Genomic DNA, 16,333 nt, shown 5'->3' with positions numbered 1-16,333 from the left:
TATCCCCTTCCTCAGGTCAGGTTATCCACGTGTTACTGAGCAGTACGCCGAGGGCCGAACCCTCTCGACTCGCATGGCTTAATCGAACCCCGATAGCAGTGACCTCTGGCAGGATCAACCAGAATTTTGAAGTATGCACACTACTGTAAACTTGGGAGGAATTAGCGGTTACTGAACAAATTTCCGCATTGCCAATGCCAACGTCAGAACCAACCCGCGTCACGGCGCGGTCATGTCGGTTCTCCATCAATAGGGAAACAATGTTGGTTTTATGGATATTTAAACATTTGCTTCCCACATCAGATTCGAGATCGCATCTCGAACCCACATATCCTCAAATGCAGGAAACCCCGGCCGAATCAGGCCGGAGCAACTTCCTGCGCAGGAAATAATGTTTGTATGTTTTACCATATAAACATTGTCTTCCTGCTTGAGATCGTTCCGCGAAAATCCTGTGAGAACTTTCGCCGGATCACGAATTCCAGGCGGATATTGTTCCGCCCGCGTGAGATACAATGTTGATCCCGAACCCACATAAACATTTCGTCAGGCCCGGACTATCTCAGGGCCTCCGGAGAGATGAGAGCGTGAACCGGAACGCAGCATTCCGGCACATCTCATCACAGAGTATTAATTTCCCCAATGGTTTCATGTAGGGATTTTGCAGCCAGGAGAAGGGGGAGAAGACTCCTTTTTTGCAGACGCACGAGATATCGCGGAGTTACACGAACGCCGATACCGCACATGGCACACCACGCGCAGGGAACCACCACTCAAAACCCGGTCTAAAGACCGCGTGACTGCCCGGAGACGCGCGCGGTCTGCACCGGGATGACCGGGGGTCTGTTCCAGGCCACAAACGCGCATATCCCTCGAAGAGCTGTCGGTCGATCCTATCTATCATATGGAACGCAAAAGAACCGACCGACAACAACTGTTTTCCCGCGCCCCCACAAACAGAATGGCACACAGGGAGTCATCCCGGATCCTCGAGTTCGTCCATGCCACGCTTCAACCTCAGCCCGTCGCTCATCGGCCGGTTCTTCTACCACGACTGCGAACGCCACCTCCGCTACCACGCGACCCCGGAGCAGGAGCGCCCTGGAGCCGGCATCCCGGCGGCCGCGATCGATACGAGCCCGGTGACGCGAGCCCTCCTCGAAGCCGGCATCCGGTGGGAGGAGGAGGTGATCCGGACGAAACTCGCGGGCCGGGTGCGGCTCCCGGACGGGGGCGGGCCGATCTCCGGGCGGTCGTTCTCCATCGAAGAGAGTTTCAACCTCCTCCCCCGGCTCTCCCGGGGCGAGGCAATCTACCAGACGACCATCCCGGTCTCGGTCCACTTCCTGCAGAGGTACGATCTTGACCCCGGGAGGCACCGGTTCTCCCCCTGCCGCCCGGATCTCGTCAGGGTCGATGAAGAAGGACGCCTGCAGATCATCGATATCAAGGCAAGCGAAGAACTCAGCGTCAGTCACCGGATCCAGGCGACGCTGTATGCCCTGATCCTCGAGCACGCCCTGGACCTGCTCGGGCTCGATCTCCGGGTCGACCGGAACCGGGCGGGGATCTGGCTCTACGGGGAGGACGAACCGGAACCCTTCGATCTAAACCTCAACATACGGGTGATCGAGGACTTCTTCCGCCACCGCCTCCCGGGCATCCTCGGCGCCCCGCCGGGGGACGTGCCCTGGCACCTCACCTCGCGGTGCGAGTCCTGCGAGTTCTACCACCATTGCCGCGCAGAGGCGGAAGATTCCTCCTCGGTCTCGCAGATCCCGGGGCTCTCGCCCATCGGGCGGCGCTACCTGCGGGAGGCGCCGTGGGACGGCGGGCTCTCGATCAACGCGCTCTCCGACCTGGAGGTGTTTCTTCGTGACCCGGCGAGCGACGGCTGCCTCGACAACTGCGGGTCGCTCGCCGGCCAGGGCGACCGCCTGCGGGCGACCGTCCGGGCGCTCACGACGGGAGAGATCATTCCGCTCGCCGCGACCTCGCTCGCGCTCCCCGTCTACGAGGATATCGCCGTCGTCCTGACCATCCAGAAGGACCCTGTATCCGGCCGGATATACGCCCTCGGGTTCCGGCGGAGCAGGGGCAAAGCCGTCTACGGGACGCCGTCGCACGAAGCAATCTTCGTCGCAGCGAACCCCGGCGACTGTGCCGGGGTGCGCCGGGAGTTCGTCCGGGCTCTCGCCGCGGAACTCGAGGCCGTCGACGGGTACAACCGGGGCCGCGACTGGGCCGAGCAGGAGTCGGTGCAGACCTACGTCTACGACACCTACGAGGAGGAACTCTTCACCCGGCTGCTCGAAGAGGCGCTCGACGATCCCGTGACCGCCGAGGACGCTCTCAGGCTGCGGTTCTACTACCAGGATCCCGGCATCGCTCTCGGATCAAGCCACCCGAGCACTTCCGTCCCCTTCCCGGCCGTCGTCCTGACACGGGAGATCCGGCGGCTGCTCGCGCTTCCCGTCCCGTTCACGCTCCGCCTGCCTGAAGTTCTCGCGGCGATCCCCTCCTCCCGGTTTGCGTACCGCCTCAACCCAAGCTCCCTCTTCTGGAACGAGCACGGCAACGCTATGAAAAGCGACGCCATCATGATGGCCTGGCACGGGAGACGGCCGGAGGCTACGGACTGGATCCGGCAGGAGGTCTCGCGCCGCCTGCTCGCCGCGGGGAGCGTCCTCGACGGGCTCCGCGAACGAACGAAGGAGAGACTCGTGCGGTGGGCGGAGAAGTTCCGGTTCCCGGGCTCGTGGGACGCCGCGACGCCCGAGATATCCCGCCTCCTCTTCATCGCGGAGTACGAGTCGACGATGGGCGCACGGCAGGTGCAGGAGCTGCGGAGCCGGCCGCGGGCCGCAAGGGTCCGGGACGGCGTCAGCATCCCGCTCAAGAAGAGCGAGGGGAACTTCTGGAAGGTGCTCGCCCCCCTGGATCTCGCACTCTTCGAACAGTCACGGGCGTTCAGTTACCTCCTCGTGCCGGACGAACCGGCGGGCGAGGAGGCTGAGCGGGCGTTCGACGACCTCCGCTACCGGAGCAGCCCGAACCCCGGGAACAGCGGGGTCTGCTTCGCAAGAGTCCGCGACACCATCGTCGACCGGACGGCCGGGGAGGTCAGGGGGCTCGTGCTGGAGGTGGCCTACCCCCGCGATCACGCGCCCTTTGCCGAGGGTGATCTCGCGGTGCTGCACCCCCGGTTCACGGACTTCACCGCCCCGCGCTACGTCGACCGCCTCCTTGCTCTCGACGAGCAGCCGGAGAACGACTTCATCCGCCTCCTCCGCGACCCGCAGGGGTTCGCCGCGCCTATCCCTGAGCCCGGGGAGGTCGCCGCCGACGCCGAACGGCTCGCCCGCGATGCCGGGTTCACGAGGAGCCAGAACGCGGCGTTCTCCCACGTAACGGAGAACCGCCTGACCCTGGTCTGGGGGCCGCCCGGAACCGGGAAGACGCATTTCCTCGCGACGGCGATCCTCTCGCTCGTCAAAGCCCGGCGTGCGCACGGGGAGCGGATCCGGGTGGGGGTCGCGGCGTTCACCCACGCGGCCGTCGAGAACCTGCTCGTCAAGGTGCAGGGCTCGGTCGACGAGTTCGGCCTTACCGCGGGCCTCCCCATCTACAAACTGAGGGATATCCGGACACCCGGCGGGGAGCGGAGCCTCGAGGTGCTGCCCCACGACCGGGCCGAGACCGTCGTCGGCTATCCTGCCCTTCTCCTCGGCGGGACGGTACACGGGTTCGCAAAACTCGAGAAATCCCTCCCGTCCCTCGATCTCCTGATCGTCGACGAAGCGTCGCAGATGCGGGCGGCGGAACTCGCGATGGTGCTCCCGATGCTGGGAGAGGGCGGACGGCTCGTCCTCGCGGGAGACGATCTCCAGCTCCCGCCGGTCGTCCAGGGGGCGTATCCGGCACCGGTTGACGGCCTCCCCGGGCTCGATGACTCCGTCTTCGCCTACCTCCGGCACCGCGACGACCCCTCCCGCCCCATCTACACCTGCCAGATCCAGGAGAACTGGCGGATGAACCGCACCCTCTCGGGATTCCCGGCGGAGACGCTCTACGGCGCCGGATATGCTCCCGCAACCGACGAGATTGCACGGCAGCGGATTACCCTCGCTCCGGCTCCGCCGGGAGAGGAGTGGATGGAGTGGGTTCTCGATCCGGCATACCCGCTCGTGCTCTGCGTCCTCGAGGGCGTCCGGACGACGGTGGAGAACCCGGCCGAGGCGGCGCTGGTCGCCCGGCTGGCCGGAACGCTCCGGGAGAGGCTCATCGATTCCGGCTCAGGAGAACGGTATCCGGCGACGGAGGACGGCGACTACCGGTTCTGGCGGCACGGGCTCTTCATCGTCAGCCCGCACCACGCCCAGATCGGCGCCATCAAGAGCAGTCTTGCCGGGGTGCGGGCCTGGAAGTCCCCCCCCTTCGTGGACACCGTCGACAAGATGCAGGGGCAGGAGGCGGAGAGCGCAATCATCAGTTACGGCGTGAGCGACGTCGAGACCGCCCTTCGCGAGGCCGAGTTCATCTACAGCAGGAACCGCCTGAACGTATCGCTGACCCGGAGCCGGACGAAATGCGTGGTCTTCCTGCCCCGGCCGCTCCTGGAGCCGCCGCTTGAACTGGAGCAGAACGAGAAGGCGGCGGCGGGGTTCCGGCACATGCTCGACCTCCAGGAGTTCTGCCGGGCGCACGGCGATACGCGGACATTCGACCTCGACGGCGAGGCGGGCGTCCGGCTCACGGTGATGCGGGCGCGGGTGGAGTGAAGGGGGGAGGAGAGGCGGAGAGGGTGGAGCGAACGCCGGTTGTCACCCCAAGACCAAGCACCGTTTCGAGTAGTTGGCATTCTGTCCCTCGCAACCCATAACACGGATTTCCAGTGCATATCGCATCTGGGGGGTGGGGACAGGAGAGGGGGGTCTCCCCCCTCCCCTGCAACCCCTCCCCTATGGCGATATTCCCACGGTCCAGTGTACGGGGCTTGAGCCGGCACGCGTGAAGGGGCATCTCTTGGAGCAGGAGGGCGTTGTAACTGCCGTTCTCAGTGCCATTTAACATCCCCACCCCCGGGGTGCCCAACCTATTTGCCCCCGTCAGACAGATGGTATACCGTGATCGGCAGCCTCGACCCCGACCAGAACCAGCGCGAACGCCGGCTCCTCGACGCCGTCCAGGCAGAGGGGGCGACGCCGGAGGCCATCGACCTCTTCCGGGATCTCATCCTCTCCTACTTCCGAGCCCACGGCCGCGACCTCCCCTGGCGGCATACCACCGATCCCTACCGGATCCTGGTCTCCGAGATCATGCTCCAGCAGACGCAGGTCGAGCGGGTCGCCGTGAAATACACGGAGTTCCTCGAACGGTTCCCGGACTTCGAGAGCCTTGCCCGTGCCCCCAGAAGCGAGGTGCTCCTCGCCTGGCAGGGGATGGGCTACAACCGCCGGGCAATCGCGCTCCAGGAGACCGCGAAGCGCGTGATGGACGAGTACGGCGGCGAACTCCCCGCCGATGTCGAGACGCTCGCGACCTTCCCCGGGATCGGGAAGGCGACCGCGGCGGCGATTGTTGCGTATGCGTTCAACATGCCGGTCGTCTATATCGAGACGAACATCCGGCGGATCTTCATTCACTTCTTCTTCCAGGACAGGGAGGGCGTCCGGGACGACGAGATCCTCCCGCTCGTGGAGAGGACGCTCTACCGCGAGAACCCGCGGGAGTGGTACAGCGCGATGATGGACTACGGTACGGTCTTGAAGAAGCGGACGGCGAACCCGAACCGGAGGAGCGCCTCCTACTCCCGCCAGAGCCGGTTCGAAGGATCCGACCGCCAGATCAGGGGACGAATCCTCGCGCTCGTCCTCGAGGAGGGGACAGTCACGGAGAGGGAGGTGATCCTCCGGCTCTGTGAAGAGCCCGGGCGGGTGAAGCGGATCCTCGGCGACCTCGCACGGGAGGGGTTCGTCGCCGAGAGCGAGGGCACGTATACCTGTAGGTAAAGTTGATGCCTGTCCGGGAGCACCCGGGAGAGCCATGAAGATCGGCTACCCGTGCATCAACCGGAGCATCGGCTGCTCCTCGGGCCGCACGTTCCGGCTCTCCTCCTACTCCGGCGAACGGCTGGAGGAGACCGTCCGGGAGAACCTCAGGTGCCTTGGGGAGATCCTCCACTTCAATCTCAAAGAGTGCATCCTCTTCTTCCGGATCGGCTCCGGCCTCGTGCCGTTCGCGTCGCACCCAATCTGCACCGCCCCGTGGGAGGAGGTCTTCGCGGAGAGGTTTCGCGAGATCGGCCGGTTCGTTCGCGAGCATGATATGCGGGTCTCCATGCACCCCGACCAGTTCGTCGTCATCAACGCGAAAGACCCCGGTATCGTTGAGCGGAGCGTCGCGGAACTCAGCTACCACGCCGCCCTTCTCGACGCCATGCACCTCGACGAGACCGCGAAGATCCAGATCCACGTCGGCGGGGTCTACGGCGATCCGGAATCCGCCATCGAGCGGTTCTGCACGGAGTATTCCGGGCTCGACGAGAGCGTCCTCCGCCGATTGGTCGTCGAAAACGACGACTCGCGGTACACCCTGGCCGACTGCCTCCGCATCCACGAGGAGACCGGCATCCCGGTGCTCTTCGACGTCTTCCACCACACCGTCAACCCCTCCGGCGCCGGGGTGGCCGAAGCGGTCGAACTCTCCGGCGCGACCTGGCAGCCCCGCGACGGCATCCCGATGATCGACTACAGCACCGCGATGCCCGGCGGGCGGAAGGGCCGGCACGCGGAGACTCTTGATGCTGCCGACTTCGAGCGGTTCCTCGCCGAGACCGCACCGTCCGACATGGACATCATGCTCGAGATCAAGGATAAGGAGAAGAGCGCTCTTGCCGCCGTCGGGATCGCCCGCCGGGACGGGCGGTTCCGTCTGCCGCGAGAGCGGTAGCCCGGTCAGGGGGTGACGATCTCCAGTGTCGGCGGGACGAGCGCCGACGCTATCGCGTGGCAGACCCCGTTCGTGCAGAACGCATCCGCTTCAACGATCCGAACGCTGTTGACGGTGATCCCCCTATCGGACGACCGTATTACGAGATCCGTCCCGAGGCTCGACCTGACGGCGCCGATGCTCCGGAGATCCTCCGAGGTCAACTGCCCCGGCACGACGTGGTAACTCACGATCAGGAGGAGTTTGTCCGCATCCTGCCGGATCTCGTCCATCCGATCCTTCGGAACCCTCGAAAATGCCTCATCCGTCGGGACGAAGACCGTGTACGGCCCCCTCTCGCGGAGCATCGGTTCCATGCCGGCAATCCGGACGAGATCGAGAAACGTGCCAAGGCTCTCGGAGTCCTCCAGGGTATCGATGATATTCTTCATGCTGCTCTCTCCACGCGCACCACTAACCGTACCGGATTATTTATACGTTCCGGCTACCCGCGTGCGGCGACGGCTCTTGCAACGGGCGGCAGGAGCAGTGCGGAGACCGCGTGGCAGATCCCGTTGGTGCACCAGGCATCGGACTCCACGACCGCAGCGTCGTTGACCAGCACCCCCTCCGGCGCAACCTCCACGGTCAGATCCACCCCGAGGAGCGACCGGAGCGTCCCTATGCCGAGCAGGTCGATCATGGAGTGCACCCCGGGGACGATATGGTAGTTCAGGGTATCCCCGAGCCGGTCGGCGTCCCGGAGAATCGTCTCGAAGTCGGGCCGGGGAACCTTCTGGAACGCATCGTCTTCCGGGACGAAGAGCGTATACGGCCCTTCACTGCTCAACCGCTCCTCCATGCCGGCCGCCCGTACGAGGTCAAGAAAGATCTCAAACGATCCCGAGTCGCGCAGGGTCGCGAGGATACTCTTCATGCGAACCAACTCCCGGCGGGAGTTGAAGGGGCATGAGTATATATAACTACGGATAATTCCGCACTGCTCGGGGAACCGGTCTCCTGCCGGTCTTCGCCGCCGGACAGGAACCTACCGCTTCACCCGCGCCTCGACCGCTCGCGGCAGGAGCACCCTGTCGATGACATGGTAGATCCCGTTCGTGCACTCGACGTCGGACTGGACGACGCCGGCATCGTTCAACCGTATCGCGCCGGGAGTGCCCGCGATGTCAAGGTGGTCGCCCTGCAGCGTCCTGATCGCCTCCATCTGCGCGAGTTCGTGCGCGGTGAGTTTGCCCTGGATCACGTGATACCGGATCATGGCTGTGAGCCGCTCCCGGTCGGCCGTGACGGCGTCCATCACCTCCCGGGAGAAACCGGAGTACGCCTCGTTCGTTGGAAACAATGCAGTATACTCTCCCTCTTCCTGGAGCGTCTCGGCCATCCCTCCGGCCTGCAGCATCGCAACGGAGGTGCTCAACCGGTCGTCTTCCCGGGCCGTCTCAAAGATACTCTTCATGGGTAACCCCCGAATCATTTGGCCAGATATATAAAATTACGGACATGATACCATGCGCCCGGGGAGAGGGCTTCGGGCGCGAGGAACGCCGTATCCTGCGCCGTCTCCCGCCGGGAAGAAAAAAAGGGTTTCCAGCCGGACGATGCACTCCGGCCCGGGTTCAAACGTTCGTCGACAGGTAGGCCTGTTCGGCCTGCGCAAGCGTCGTGAAGGGAACGCTGTCGAGGGCATGGATGACCCCGTTCTCCGCCTCGATGTCTCCCTCGAGTACGACGGCCGTGTCCACCTGCGTACCACGGTCGGTCTTCCGGATCATGATGTTGTTTCCTTCGACGGTCTGCACGACGTTCCTTTTGAGGAGCGATTCAAGCGTGCATTTATGATTGCCGATCGTGAAGAAGTCGATCAGATGTGAGAGCATCTGCTTGTCGTTCATGATCATCGACCGGTTCGGCTCGGGGATCGCATCCCACGCCGAGTCGACCGGGGCAAAGAACGTCATCGGCCCTTCGCCCTGCAGCATCTTATCCTCACCGAGGGTCTGGATGATCTCGACCAGCCGGCCGAACCTGCCATCGTTCTGCAACGTATCAAAGATCTTCGCCATTACCAGGTACCTCCCTGTGGGGCGTTCGTGGTCCGTCCTGATATATAGGCATTAGTATATTCCAAAAAATATGGAACTGCGGCAAAGGGATACGCGGCTCCCGGGAAGAATAAGCAGGCCCGACTCTCACTCGTGGGTCCTGTCGGCGATATACCGCTCGAGGAGTTCGAGCGCCTCCCGTTCCCGCGGACCGCCGCACTTCCGGACGAGGCCGCTGTGGTGCTCGATCAGCCGCCCGAGCCACGGGTCGCGGTTCCTGACGTAGCGGGTGGCATGGACGGCAGCCTCCACGATGCTCGCAAATCCCCGGTTCACCGGGTGGAGACGGAGATCGAGCACCTCCTCTTTCAGAGGGCTGAGCCGCACGACGATCGACTCGTCGCCCGACCGCTCCACGTCGGCGGCAAACGCGGCCCAGGCCTCCGCGTCGCGGAGGCGGCAGACGGCCGTCCCGTCGATCTCTTCGGAGACGAAGGCGTCGAATGGAAGGTCGCCGAACGCGGTCTGGACGTAGATAACGGGGTCGAAGACGAAGTTCGCCACCACCCGCCGGTCGCGGGCGATATTTCTCGCGGTATGGCTCCCCCGGAAGAGAACCATGTGCAGGGAGCCGTTCCGGTTGATGATCCCCATGGGAGCGGCGTTGTGGCCGGTGGTCGCGATCACCTCGTTGATCCCTTCGGTCAGCAGTCCCACTGCCATCCCTCCCCGAGCGCCACGTATATCCCGGCGATGGCGATGTCGGCGATCGAGCCCGGGTTGATCCCGGCGGAGACGCACTCGGCATCGAAGGCGGCAAGGTCGCGCCTCCCGTCGAGCACCTCGGCCGCAGACCGCATCGTCCTCTCCGCCACGGCTTCCCCGTGCTTCTTCGCGATAAAGGTGTCCGGCTCTGTAGCGAGGAGATCGAGGAACGCCGCGACGACCGACGCCCTGCCGCACCCGTGCGCATGAAGCAGGTCGGCGCACCGGCGGGTCAGGGCAAATCCGTTCGTCCATTCCCGTGCGACCATGTCCCGGGGCGCCGAGTAGGCCATGACGTCGGCAAGCGTCATGCCGCGCTCCCGGATGGCGGCGACCGAGGCCGGGTCGTTCACGTCCAGATCGTCGCTCTCCGCCATCCGGACGCTCGTGAGGCCGAACGCCGCGTAAAAATCGACTGCATCCTCGACGTCGGTTGCGGCGACGACTGCCCGCGCCCCGTCGATATCTCCCCCGAGGACGAGAGGGATGAGGAGGATGAACGCCCCGAAGTGGGTGTTCCCCCCGGAATGGCCGTTCGTGCGCATGACCGCCTCCCGGATGAGGTTCCCCACCCGGCCGCCGGTCTTCTCGGCCGCATCGAAGACCGGGCGGGCGAGGATCGTCGAGGCGAGGAAGTGCTCGAGACGGGTATCTGCATAGTCGTGGCACCTGTCCACGTTCCCGGGCTTCGGGTAGGCAGAGACCTCGAGCATCATCGCCATCTGCGCACGTTCAGCTCGATTCATCGGTAGATTCTTCTTCATCGAATATCCTGTGCATGATCTTCTCGGAGAGTTGGTGCTTGCACCGCATGTACTCGCGTGGAGAGAGGCCCTTCTTCTCGAGCGTCATGTTGCGGAACATACAGGGAGAACTGATCTTGCAGCACCAGGCAAGGCTCCCGAAACAGGTGCTCTTCCCGTCTTCGAGCGGGGTCTCCTTCACCGCCTCCTGCTTGAACTTCAGGTACTCGTCGCGGGAGAGCCCGATCCGCTCAAGGGTCGGGAGGAGCGGGCAGGCCTTCACCGGCATGCAGCAGAAGGCGAGCGCCCTGATATCGCCCCCGCGGCAGAGCTGTTTCGGGGCGTTGTACCAGCCGCCCTCCTCGGCCGACCGGGTGATGGCGGCATCGAGGCCGGCGAGCGTCCAGGGGTCGGACTTCCGGGCAAGCGAGACGAGGTCGGCCCCGTGAGAGAAGGCGTCCATCGCTTTATCGAAGGTGGTGATGGAGTTGTTCGCGATCAGCGTCAGGGGGGAGGCGTTACGGATCTGGCGGACTTTGTTGTGCCCGAAGTCCATCAGGTCGACGTGGAGGATATCCGCACCCGCCTTCCAGACGGTGCGGGCGAGAGCAGCGTCGTCGGCGGCAATACCTGCCCGGATCTTCACCGAGACGGTCACGTCCTCGGCCTTCAGCGCCCGGACGGTCTCGACGAGTTTCGCCGGGTGCTGGAGGAGATACTCGCCGCACCCGGTTTCAAGCATCGCCGGCTGCCTGCAGTGGGCGTCGATCTCGTAGACCACCGCGTCCTCGAACGCCCGGGCGACCTCGGCGTAGGAGGCGGGCGTGCTCCCGCGGAGGTTGAGGCCGGTAACGACATCGCTCTCTTTCAGGGCGTCGATCTCACGGCCCAGCGCTTCGAGCGGGTCGTCGTACAAAAACTCTTTGCGACCCTCCCCGGCCATCCGCCGGCTTGCTTCAAGGGTAGGGGCGTCGATGGAGTAGCCCCCGATGAACGCTGCCCCGACATGGTCGGCCCGCTCAAGAACGTATGCCGCATCCACGATCCCGGCCATGGATGCTATTGCCACCGGTGTTTTCACGATCCGATCGTTTATGAGGAGCTCAAAACGATCATATGCTTCCATCATACTTCTCCATCAGTTGGCAGTGAGAGAGGATATTGATTTGTGTCGAGTCCCGGCAGATCGTACTCCTCACCGGAGCGGTCGAGCGTACAGCAGAGCCGGAAATCGTCTATCGAGATGCCCGGGACGTTCCCGTAATACCCGAGAACCGTGTCCCAGGGCATGAGGTACGCCTCCTTTGCCCTCCCCGCACCGAACCGGAACTCCACGGCAAGGAACCCCCGGCGGCCGGTCTTCCCGATAAAGTCGGTGATTGCGTCGATCTGATGGACTTTGTGCTTGTCGAAGTGGAAGTGCTGGGAGAAGTAGATCTTCTTGCCCGATATCGACTTGCACTCGATGGCCAGGTAGTAGCGGGGGTCGAGGGAGTCCACGAGGACGTCGACGTACTGGGTATTGAATTTGCTCTGCTTGAGCCGGTAGGCGAACCCGTGGATCTGCCGGTGCGTGAAGAATCGGTTGATGCAGTAAGTGATCTCCCGTTCGAAGTTTGCCATCAGATAAGTTTTGGATCGGGGCCTTAAAAACAATCGGTAATTATTTTAATATAGTATCGTAGTACCTTGTAACATATGGCTATGAAAGGCATGTTACTGGTCGGACACGGGAGCAAGCTCCCCCACAATAAGGAACTGATCGAGACCACTGCAAAACTCATCGCCGAGAAGACGGACGATTACATCGTCAAACCCGGATTCATGAGCCTCAACACCCCGACGGTGGAGGAGCAGCTCGAGGCGTTCCGGGACGAGAATATCGAGATGCTGGTCGTCGTCCCGCTCTTCCTCGCAAAAGGCGTCCACATCAACCAGGACATCCCCGAGATCCTCGGCCTCCCGAAAGGAGAACGGCTTGGAACGTTCCAGCTGAACGGGAAGTCTGTACCACTCGTCTACGCCAACCCCATCGGCAGCGACCCGCTCCTTGCCGAACTGATGCTGAAGAACGCGTCCGAAGCGGTCGCCGAACTAAAACCCTGAACAATATGCGAGTCCTGGTGCTGGATACCATCCACGGCGGGGCGGAACTCGCCGGGGCACTCCGTGGTGCCGGCCACCGGGTGGACGAGGTGGACGTCTACCGGGGGCTGGCCGGCATCCCCATCGAGGAGGCGCTCGTCCGGACCTACGATCTCGTCACCGCACCGGTTCACCTCGATCCCGATCACCCTCTTCTGCGACGCCACGGCCCCGCGGTCTCGCACCATGAGGCGGTGAAGAGGATTCTCGACGACGACCGGCTCCCACACCCCTTCATCGAGATCACCGGGACACGGGGGAAGACCACGACCGCCCACGCCCTCGCAACGCTCCTGCCGGGGCCAGGCATCCTGCACACCTCGACCGGAACCTACCGCTACCCGGAGCGGGAACTGCTCTGGAAGAAGAGCATCACTCCCGCCTCCCTGATCCCGGCGGTGCGCGAGGCCGAACGGATCGGCGGCTGGCTGGTCGCCGAGGAGTCGCTCGGGGTCGCCGCCGCCGGTGACGTGGCGGTGTTGACCTCGCCGGAGGACTATCCGGTCGCGGCGAGGAAGAAGAGCGCGATCGCGGAGAAGTGCCGGCTGCTCTCCCGGGCACGGACGGTCGTGCTCCCGCCGGGGATCGACCTCCCCGGAGCGGTCGCGGCCGACAGTATGGTATCCTTCGAGGGGCGAACCTGCCGCTACTCCGGGAACGGGATCGCCGGGTCATTTGAGAACCCGCTCACTACCCTCCCGGGCTACCGGACACCGCTCGCGCTCGCGGCCGCGGCCGCCTGCGTGCTCGGGGTCGATCCCTCCCCCCTCGGGCGGTTTACTGCCCTGCCCGGCCGGATGGCGGCCCGGCGGGAGGGCGAGATCCTGATCGTCGACAACGCAAACAGCGGGACGAACATGGCGACCACCGTTGAAGCCGCCCGCTACGCAAGGGAACTCTCCGGCGGCGCACCCCTGACACTCGTCATCGGCGAGGAGGCACGGGCGATCTGCGAGGGGTTCTCCAGGAACGAGATCCTGCGGACGGTATCGACCGTCGCCCCTGCGGAGACGGTCTACGTCGGGGAAGGGTATCCGGCGGCGACGATCGCCGCGGGGCTCGAGGCCGCCAGAGCGATCACCCCGGCGGGCGCGATCGTCCTCGCGGTAAAGACGTGGAGATAAGTATGGACTACATTCAACCAAGACCGAGTTCTATCGTCGCGGCGCTCTATACCGCCCGCGACCTGGGGGTGGACGTGGCTATCCTCCACGGCCCGTCGGGCTGCTCGTTCAAGCACGCCCGTCTCCTCGAAGAGGACGGCATGCGGGTGCTGACGACGTCGCTTGCCGACAACGAGTTCATCTTCGGCGGGCACGATCCGCTGATGCGGGTTCTCCGTTACGCAGAAGAGACGTTCTCACCCCACCGGATGGCGGTCGTAGGGACGTGTGTCTCGATGATCATCGGTGAAGACCTCCAGTCGGCGATCCACGACGCGGGGGTAGCGACCCCGGCGATCGCCGTGGACATCCACGCGGGGTTCCGCGAGAACATCGACGGGGTGATTGCGACGCTCGAGCCCGCCTCTGCCGCGGGCTGGATCAGCGCCGACGAACTCGAACGCCAGCGATACCTTTTAGCGAAGGCAAACGAGGTGGAGCGGCTGCGGGGAGCGGCCTCGCGGAACTACATCGAGCCGTCTCGCGGCGATCTCAAGCACGTCGCGGCGGAACGCCTCGTCGAACTCGCCGACTCGGGCGCGAGGGGGGTCGCAGTCATGAACGCGAAGAAAGAGACCGCCTACATGTTCGCCGACGAGCTCATCGCGCTCCACGACGCCTGCCCGGAGGCCGCGATCACCTACGTCGCGAACCTCGAAGGCCGCGGCCTCCCGAAGGTCGGGGAGGACGCCCGGCGGATCCTTGCCGGGATGCGGGAGCGCGGGGTCGACCCCGAACTCCTCGGGGCGCTCGACGAGTACGGGGCAAACGGCCCTGCGGTCGGGGAGCGGCTCCGGGAGATTGCTCCGGACTTCGCCCTCATGGTCGGGGTTCCGCACGCCGTCCCGCCGGAGTACACAGAAGGCATCGAGGTCTTCTCGGTCACGAACGGCCCCCGGCAGGTGGCGCCGCTCCGGGAGATGGGGCACCGGCACGTCATGGTCGAGATCGACCTGCACCCGAAGACCCTCGGCGTCCGGAATATCGTCGCAAGCGAGTTCGGGGAAGTCCTCCGGAGCATGCGATGAAGTCCTTCCTCGTCGCCGGCGACCGATCCGGGAGCGGGAAGACGAGCATCACGCTCGCACTCTCGGCCCTCCTCTCGACCGACCGGATCGTCCAGACCTTCAAGGTGGGGATGGACTACATCGACCCCTCTTACCTTGCCGGGGTGACGGGGCGGCCCTGCCGGAACCTGGACGGCTACGTGATGAGCCCGGACGAGGTTCGGGCGGTCTATGCCCACGGCTGCCGGGGAGCGGACGTCGCGGTCGTCGAGGGGGTCCGGGGGCTCTTCGAGGGCGCGGAGGCGCTCACCGACCTCGGGAGCACGGCCGCGATCGCGAAGCAACTCGACCTGCCGGTCGTTTTAGTCGTCAACGCCCGGAGCATCACCCGGAGCGCGGCGGCGCTCGTGAAGGGCTTTGTGGCCTTCGACACCGACGTCGATATCCGGGGAGTCATCTTGAACAACGTCACCGGAACCCGCCACCGGGAGAAGGCCGTCCGTGCGATCGAGCACTACTGCGGTATTCCCGTCGTCGGGGTCATCCCCCGGACGGAGGAGATGGAACTTGCCATGCGCCACCTCGGCCTCGTCCCCTACCGGGAAGGGCAGGAGCACGGCGAGTTCCTCTCACGCATCGAGACGGTGAAGCGGATGATCGCCAATCACGTCGACCTGGACGGACTGCTCGCGCTCGCACGGGAGGGCGAACCGCCGGCGGAGGAGAACTCCGTTTATAAGGCGGCCGACCCGGACGTCCGGATCGGCGTCGCGCTCGACGAGGCGTTCAACTTCTACTACGCCGATCTCTTCGATATCCTTGCGTCGTGCGGGGCCGAGACGGTTCCGTTCTCCCCGATTCACGATCGGCTGCCGGAGGCCGACGGCTACGTCCTCGGCGGCGGCTACCCGGAACTCTTCGGCGCGGAGCTCGAGGCGAACACCGCGATGCGGGAGGGGCTCAGAGAGGTCTCGCGGAACGGCACCCCCATCTACGCGGAGTGCGGGGGGCTGATCTACCTCACCGACCGGATGGTGCTCGCCCCGGGGTTCGCGGGCTCCGGAGAGGAGACCTACGACCTCGCCGGGGTCTTTGCCGGGGAGACACGGATGCCCGCACGCCGGATGCTCGGCTATGTCGTCGGGACGAGCGCGGCAGGGAGCCCGATGGGCGAGGCGGCGTTCCGCGGCCACGAGTTCCACTACAGCAGCGTCGACCTCGCGCCGGAGACGCGGTTCGCCTACCGGCTGAGCCGGGGGAGCGGGATCCGGGACGGCTTCGACGGCGCGGTCCGCGACCGGACGATCGGGAGTTACACGCACCTCCACCCGGTGACGAGCAGGGGGATGCTCGCGCACTTTGTGGACTGCTGCCGGGGCTGACTGGGCAATACGGTTTTCGAGACTCCGCGTTCTCCGCACCTTCGACCCTGAGAGAAGACGCTTCCGCGCCTTCTTACACACCGGAGATTGCCGCGCCGTTTCGGCCGCCGCCGGGCGGTGCACGAAACGCAAAAG

Annotated in this window: 15 protein-coding genes and 1 rRNA gene; 7 read left to right on the top strand and 9 right to left on the bottom strand. The window is 64.7% G+C overall.

Annotation, left to right across the window (positions count from 1 at the left end; translation table 11 throughout):
• Nucleotides 1-125 (bottom strand): 16S ribosomal RNA (locus MCUHO_RS00540); the annotation flags it as partial.
• A gap of 876 nt (nucleotides 126-1,001) precedes the next feature.
• On the opposite strand from MCUHO_RS00540, the gene MCUHO_RS00535 reads away from it, so the two are divergent.
• The 3 genes from MCUHO_RS00535 to uvsE all read left to right on the top strand — a co-directional run bounded on the left by MCUHO_RS00535 (nucleotide 1,002) and on the right by uvsE (nucleotide 6,951).
• Nucleotides 1,002-4,781 carry an AAA domain-containing protein gene (locus tag MCUHO_RS00535; RefSeq protein ID WP_067072244.1) on the top strand — a complete coding sequence of 1,260 codons (3,780 nt, stop codon included), beginning with the start codon at nucleotides 1,002-1,004 and terminating at the stop codon, nucleotides 4,779-4,781.
• A gap of 345 nt (nucleotides 4,782-5,126) precedes the next feature.
• Nucleotides 5,127-6,011 carry an HhH-GPD family protein gene (locus tag MCUHO_RS00530; protein WP_067072242.1) on the top strand — a complete coding sequence of 295 codons (885 nt, stop codon included), beginning with the start codon at nucleotides 5,127-5,129 and terminating at the stop codon, nucleotides 6,009-6,011.
• 34 nt (nucleotides 6,012-6,045) lie between these two features.
• Nucleotides 6,046-6,951, top strand: coding sequence for a UV DNA damage repair endonuclease UvsE (gene uvsE, locus MCUHO_RS00525; RefSeq protein ID WP_067072240.1), 906 nt, complete (start codon nucleotides 6,046-6,048; stop codon nucleotides 6,949-6,951).
• A 5-nt stretch (nucleotides 6,952-6,956) separates the two neighbouring features.
• Here uvsE and MCUHO_RS00520 read toward each other — a convergent pair whose 3' ends face one another.
• The 8 genes from MCUHO_RS00520 to MCUHO_RS00485 form a co-directional block, all read right to left on the bottom strand.
• Nucleotides 6,957-7,382, bottom strand: coding sequence for a fasciclin domain-containing protein (locus MCUHO_RS00520; protein WP_067072238.1), 426 nt, complete (start codon nucleotides 7,380-7,382; stop codon nucleotides 6,957-6,959).
• A 53-nt stretch (nucleotides 7,383-7,435) separates the two neighbouring features.
• Complete coding sequence (locus MCUHO_RS00515) at nucleotides 7,436-7,867, bottom strand: fasciclin domain-containing protein (RefSeq protein WP_067072236.1); 432 nt, start codon at nucleotides 7,865-7,867, stop codon at nucleotides 7,436-7,438.
• A 111-nt stretch (nucleotides 7,868-7,978) separates the two neighbouring features.
• Complete coding sequence (locus tag MCUHO_RS00510) at nucleotides 7,979-8,407, bottom strand: fasciclin domain-containing protein (RefSeq protein ID WP_067072234.1); 429 nt, start codon at nucleotides 8,405-8,407, stop codon at nucleotides 7,979-7,981.
• Nucleotides 8,408-8,567: 160 nt separating this feature from the next.
• Nucleotides 8,568-9,014, bottom strand: coding sequence for a fasciclin domain-containing protein (locus tag MCUHO_RS00505; protein ID WP_067072231.1), 447 nt, complete (start codon nucleotides 9,012-9,014; stop codon nucleotides 8,568-8,570).
• A gap of 126 nt (nucleotides 9,015-9,140) precedes the next feature.
• On the bottom strand, nucleotides 9,141-9,716 hold the full coding sequence (locus MCUHO_RS00500) for a DUF447 domain-containing protein (protein ID WP_084385837.1): 576 nt from the start codon (nucleotides 9,714-9,716) through the stop codon (nucleotides 9,141-9,143).
• Complete coding sequence (locus MCUHO_RS00495; RefSeq protein WP_084385836.1) at nucleotides 9,698-10,504, bottom strand: triphosphoribosyl-dephospho-CoA synthase; 807 nt, start codon at nucleotides 10,502-10,504, stop codon at nucleotides 9,698-9,700. The genes MCUHO_RS00500 and MCUHO_RS00495 overlap by 19 nt, the downstream gene beginning before the upstream one ends.
• A complete protein-coding gene (locus tag MCUHO_RS00490; protein WP_067072228.1) occupies nucleotides 10,491-11,630 on the bottom strand; it encodes a methanogenesis marker 9 domain-containing protein in 1,140 nt (379 codons plus the stop codon). The genes MCUHO_RS00495 and MCUHO_RS00490 overlap by 14 nt, the downstream gene beginning before the upstream one ends.
• Nucleotides 11,627-12,124, bottom strand: a complete 498-nt coding sequence (locus MCUHO_RS00485) for a PDDEXK family nuclease (RefSeq protein WP_067072226.1) — start codon at nucleotides 12,122-12,124, stop codon at nucleotides 11,627-11,629. The genes MCUHO_RS00490 and MCUHO_RS00485 overlap by 4 nt, the downstream gene beginning before the upstream one ends.
• A 75-nt stretch (nucleotides 12,125-12,199) precedes the next feature.
• On the opposite strand from MCUHO_RS00485, the gene cfbA reads away from it, so the two are divergent.
• Genes cfbA through cfbB form a run of 4 tightly spaced genes read left to right on the top strand, consistent with a single transcriptional unit; the run spans nucleotide 12,200 to nucleotide 16,198 of the window.
• Nucleotides 12,200-12,607, top strand: coding sequence for a sirohydrochlorin nickelochelatase (gene cfbA, locus MCUHO_RS00480; RefSeq protein WP_067072224.1), 408 nt, complete (start codon nucleotides 12,200-12,202; stop codon nucleotides 12,605-12,607).
• A gap of 5 nt (nucleotides 12,608-12,612) precedes the next feature.
• On the top strand, nucleotides 12,613-13,770 hold the full coding sequence (cfbE, locus tag MCUHO_RS00475; protein ID WP_067072222.1) for a coenzyme F430 synthase: 1,158 nt from the start codon (nucleotides 12,613-12,615) through the stop codon (nucleotides 13,768-13,770).
• 2 nt (nucleotides 13,771-13,772) lie between these two features.
• Complete coding sequence (gene cfbD, locus MCUHO_RS00470) at nucleotides 13,773-14,837, top strand: Ni-sirohydrochlorin a,c-diamide reductive cyclase catalytic subunit (RefSeq protein ID WP_067072221.1); 1,065 nt, start codon at nucleotides 13,773-13,775, stop codon at nucleotides 14,835-14,837.
• Nucleotides 14,834-16,198 (top strand): Ni-sirohydrochlorin a,c-diamide synthase, encoded by a 1,365-nt coding sequence (gene cfbB / locus MCUHO_RS00465; protein WP_067072220.1) that lies wholly within the window; start codon nucleotides 14,834-14,836, stop codon nucleotides 16,196-16,198. The genes cfbD and cfbB overlap by 4 nt, the downstream gene beginning before the upstream one ends.
• Nucleotides 16,199-16,333: the final 135 nt, after the last annotated feature.

The organism is Methanoculleus horonobensis, assembly GCF_001602375.1.
GTDB lineage: Archaea > Halobacteriota > Methanomicrobia > Methanomicrobiales > Methanoculleaceae > Methanoculleus > Methanoculleus horonobensis.
The sequence above is the reverse complement of the archived record's forward strand: the minus strand, read 5'-3'. Positions and strand labels throughout refer to the sequence as shown.

Bases quoted from the DNA above. Each gene is read 5' to 3' on its own strand.
- MCUHO_RS00535 (WP_067072244.1), top strand. From the start codon at position 1,002: ATGCCACGCTTCAACCTCAGCCCGTCGCTCATCGGCCGGTTCTTCTAC.
- uvsE (WP_067072240.1), top strand. From the start codon at position 6,046: ATGAAGATCGGCTACCCGTGCATCAACCGGAGCATCGGCTGCTCCTCG.
- MCUHO_RS00520 (WP_067072238.1), bottom strand. From the start codon at position 7,382: ATGAAGAATATCATCGATACCCTGGAGGACTCCGAGAGCCTTGGCACG.
- MCUHO_RS00515 (WP_067072236.1), bottom strand. From the start codon at position 7,867: ATGAAGAGTATCCTCGCGACCCTGCGCGACTCGGGATCGTTTGAGATC.
- MCUHO_RS00510 (WP_067072234.1), bottom strand. From the start codon at position 8,407: ATGAAGAGTATCTTTGAGACGGCCCGGGAAGACGACCGGTTGAGCACC.
- MCUHO_RS00505 (WP_067072231.1), bottom strand. From the start codon at position 9,014: ATGGCGAAGATCTTTGATACGTTGCAGAACGATGGCAGGTTCGGCCGG.
- MCUHO_RS00500 (WP_084385837.1), bottom strand. From the start codon at position 9,716: ATGGCAGTGGGACTGCTGACCGAAGGGATCAACGAGGTGATCGCGACC.
- MCUHO_RS00495 (WP_084385836.1), bottom strand. From the start codon at position 10,504: ATGAATCGAGCTGAACGTGCGCAGATGGCGATGATGCTCGAGGTCTCT.
- MCUHO_RS00490 (WP_067072228.1), bottom strand. From the start codon at position 11,630: ATGATGGAAGCATATGATCGTTTTGAGCTCCTCATAAACGATCGGATC.
- MCUHO_RS00485 (WP_067072226.1), bottom strand. From the start codon at position 12,124: ATGGCAAACTTCGAACGGGAGATCACTTACTGCATCAACCGATTCTTC.
- cfbA (WP_067072224.1), top strand. From the start codon at position 12,200: ATGGCTATGAAAGGCATGTTACTGGTCGGACACGGGAGCAAGCTCCCC.
- cfbE (WP_067072222.1), top strand. From the start codon at position 12,613: ATGCGAGTCCTGGTGCTGGATACCATCCACGGCGGGGCGGAACTCGCC.
- cfbD (WP_067072221.1), top strand. From the start codon at position 13,773: ATGGACTACATTCAACCAAGACCGAGTTCTATCGTCGCGGCGCTCTAT.
- cfbB (WP_067072220.1), top strand. From the start codon at position 14,834: ATGAAGTCCTTCCTCGTCGCCGGCGACCGATCCGGGAGCGGGAAGACG.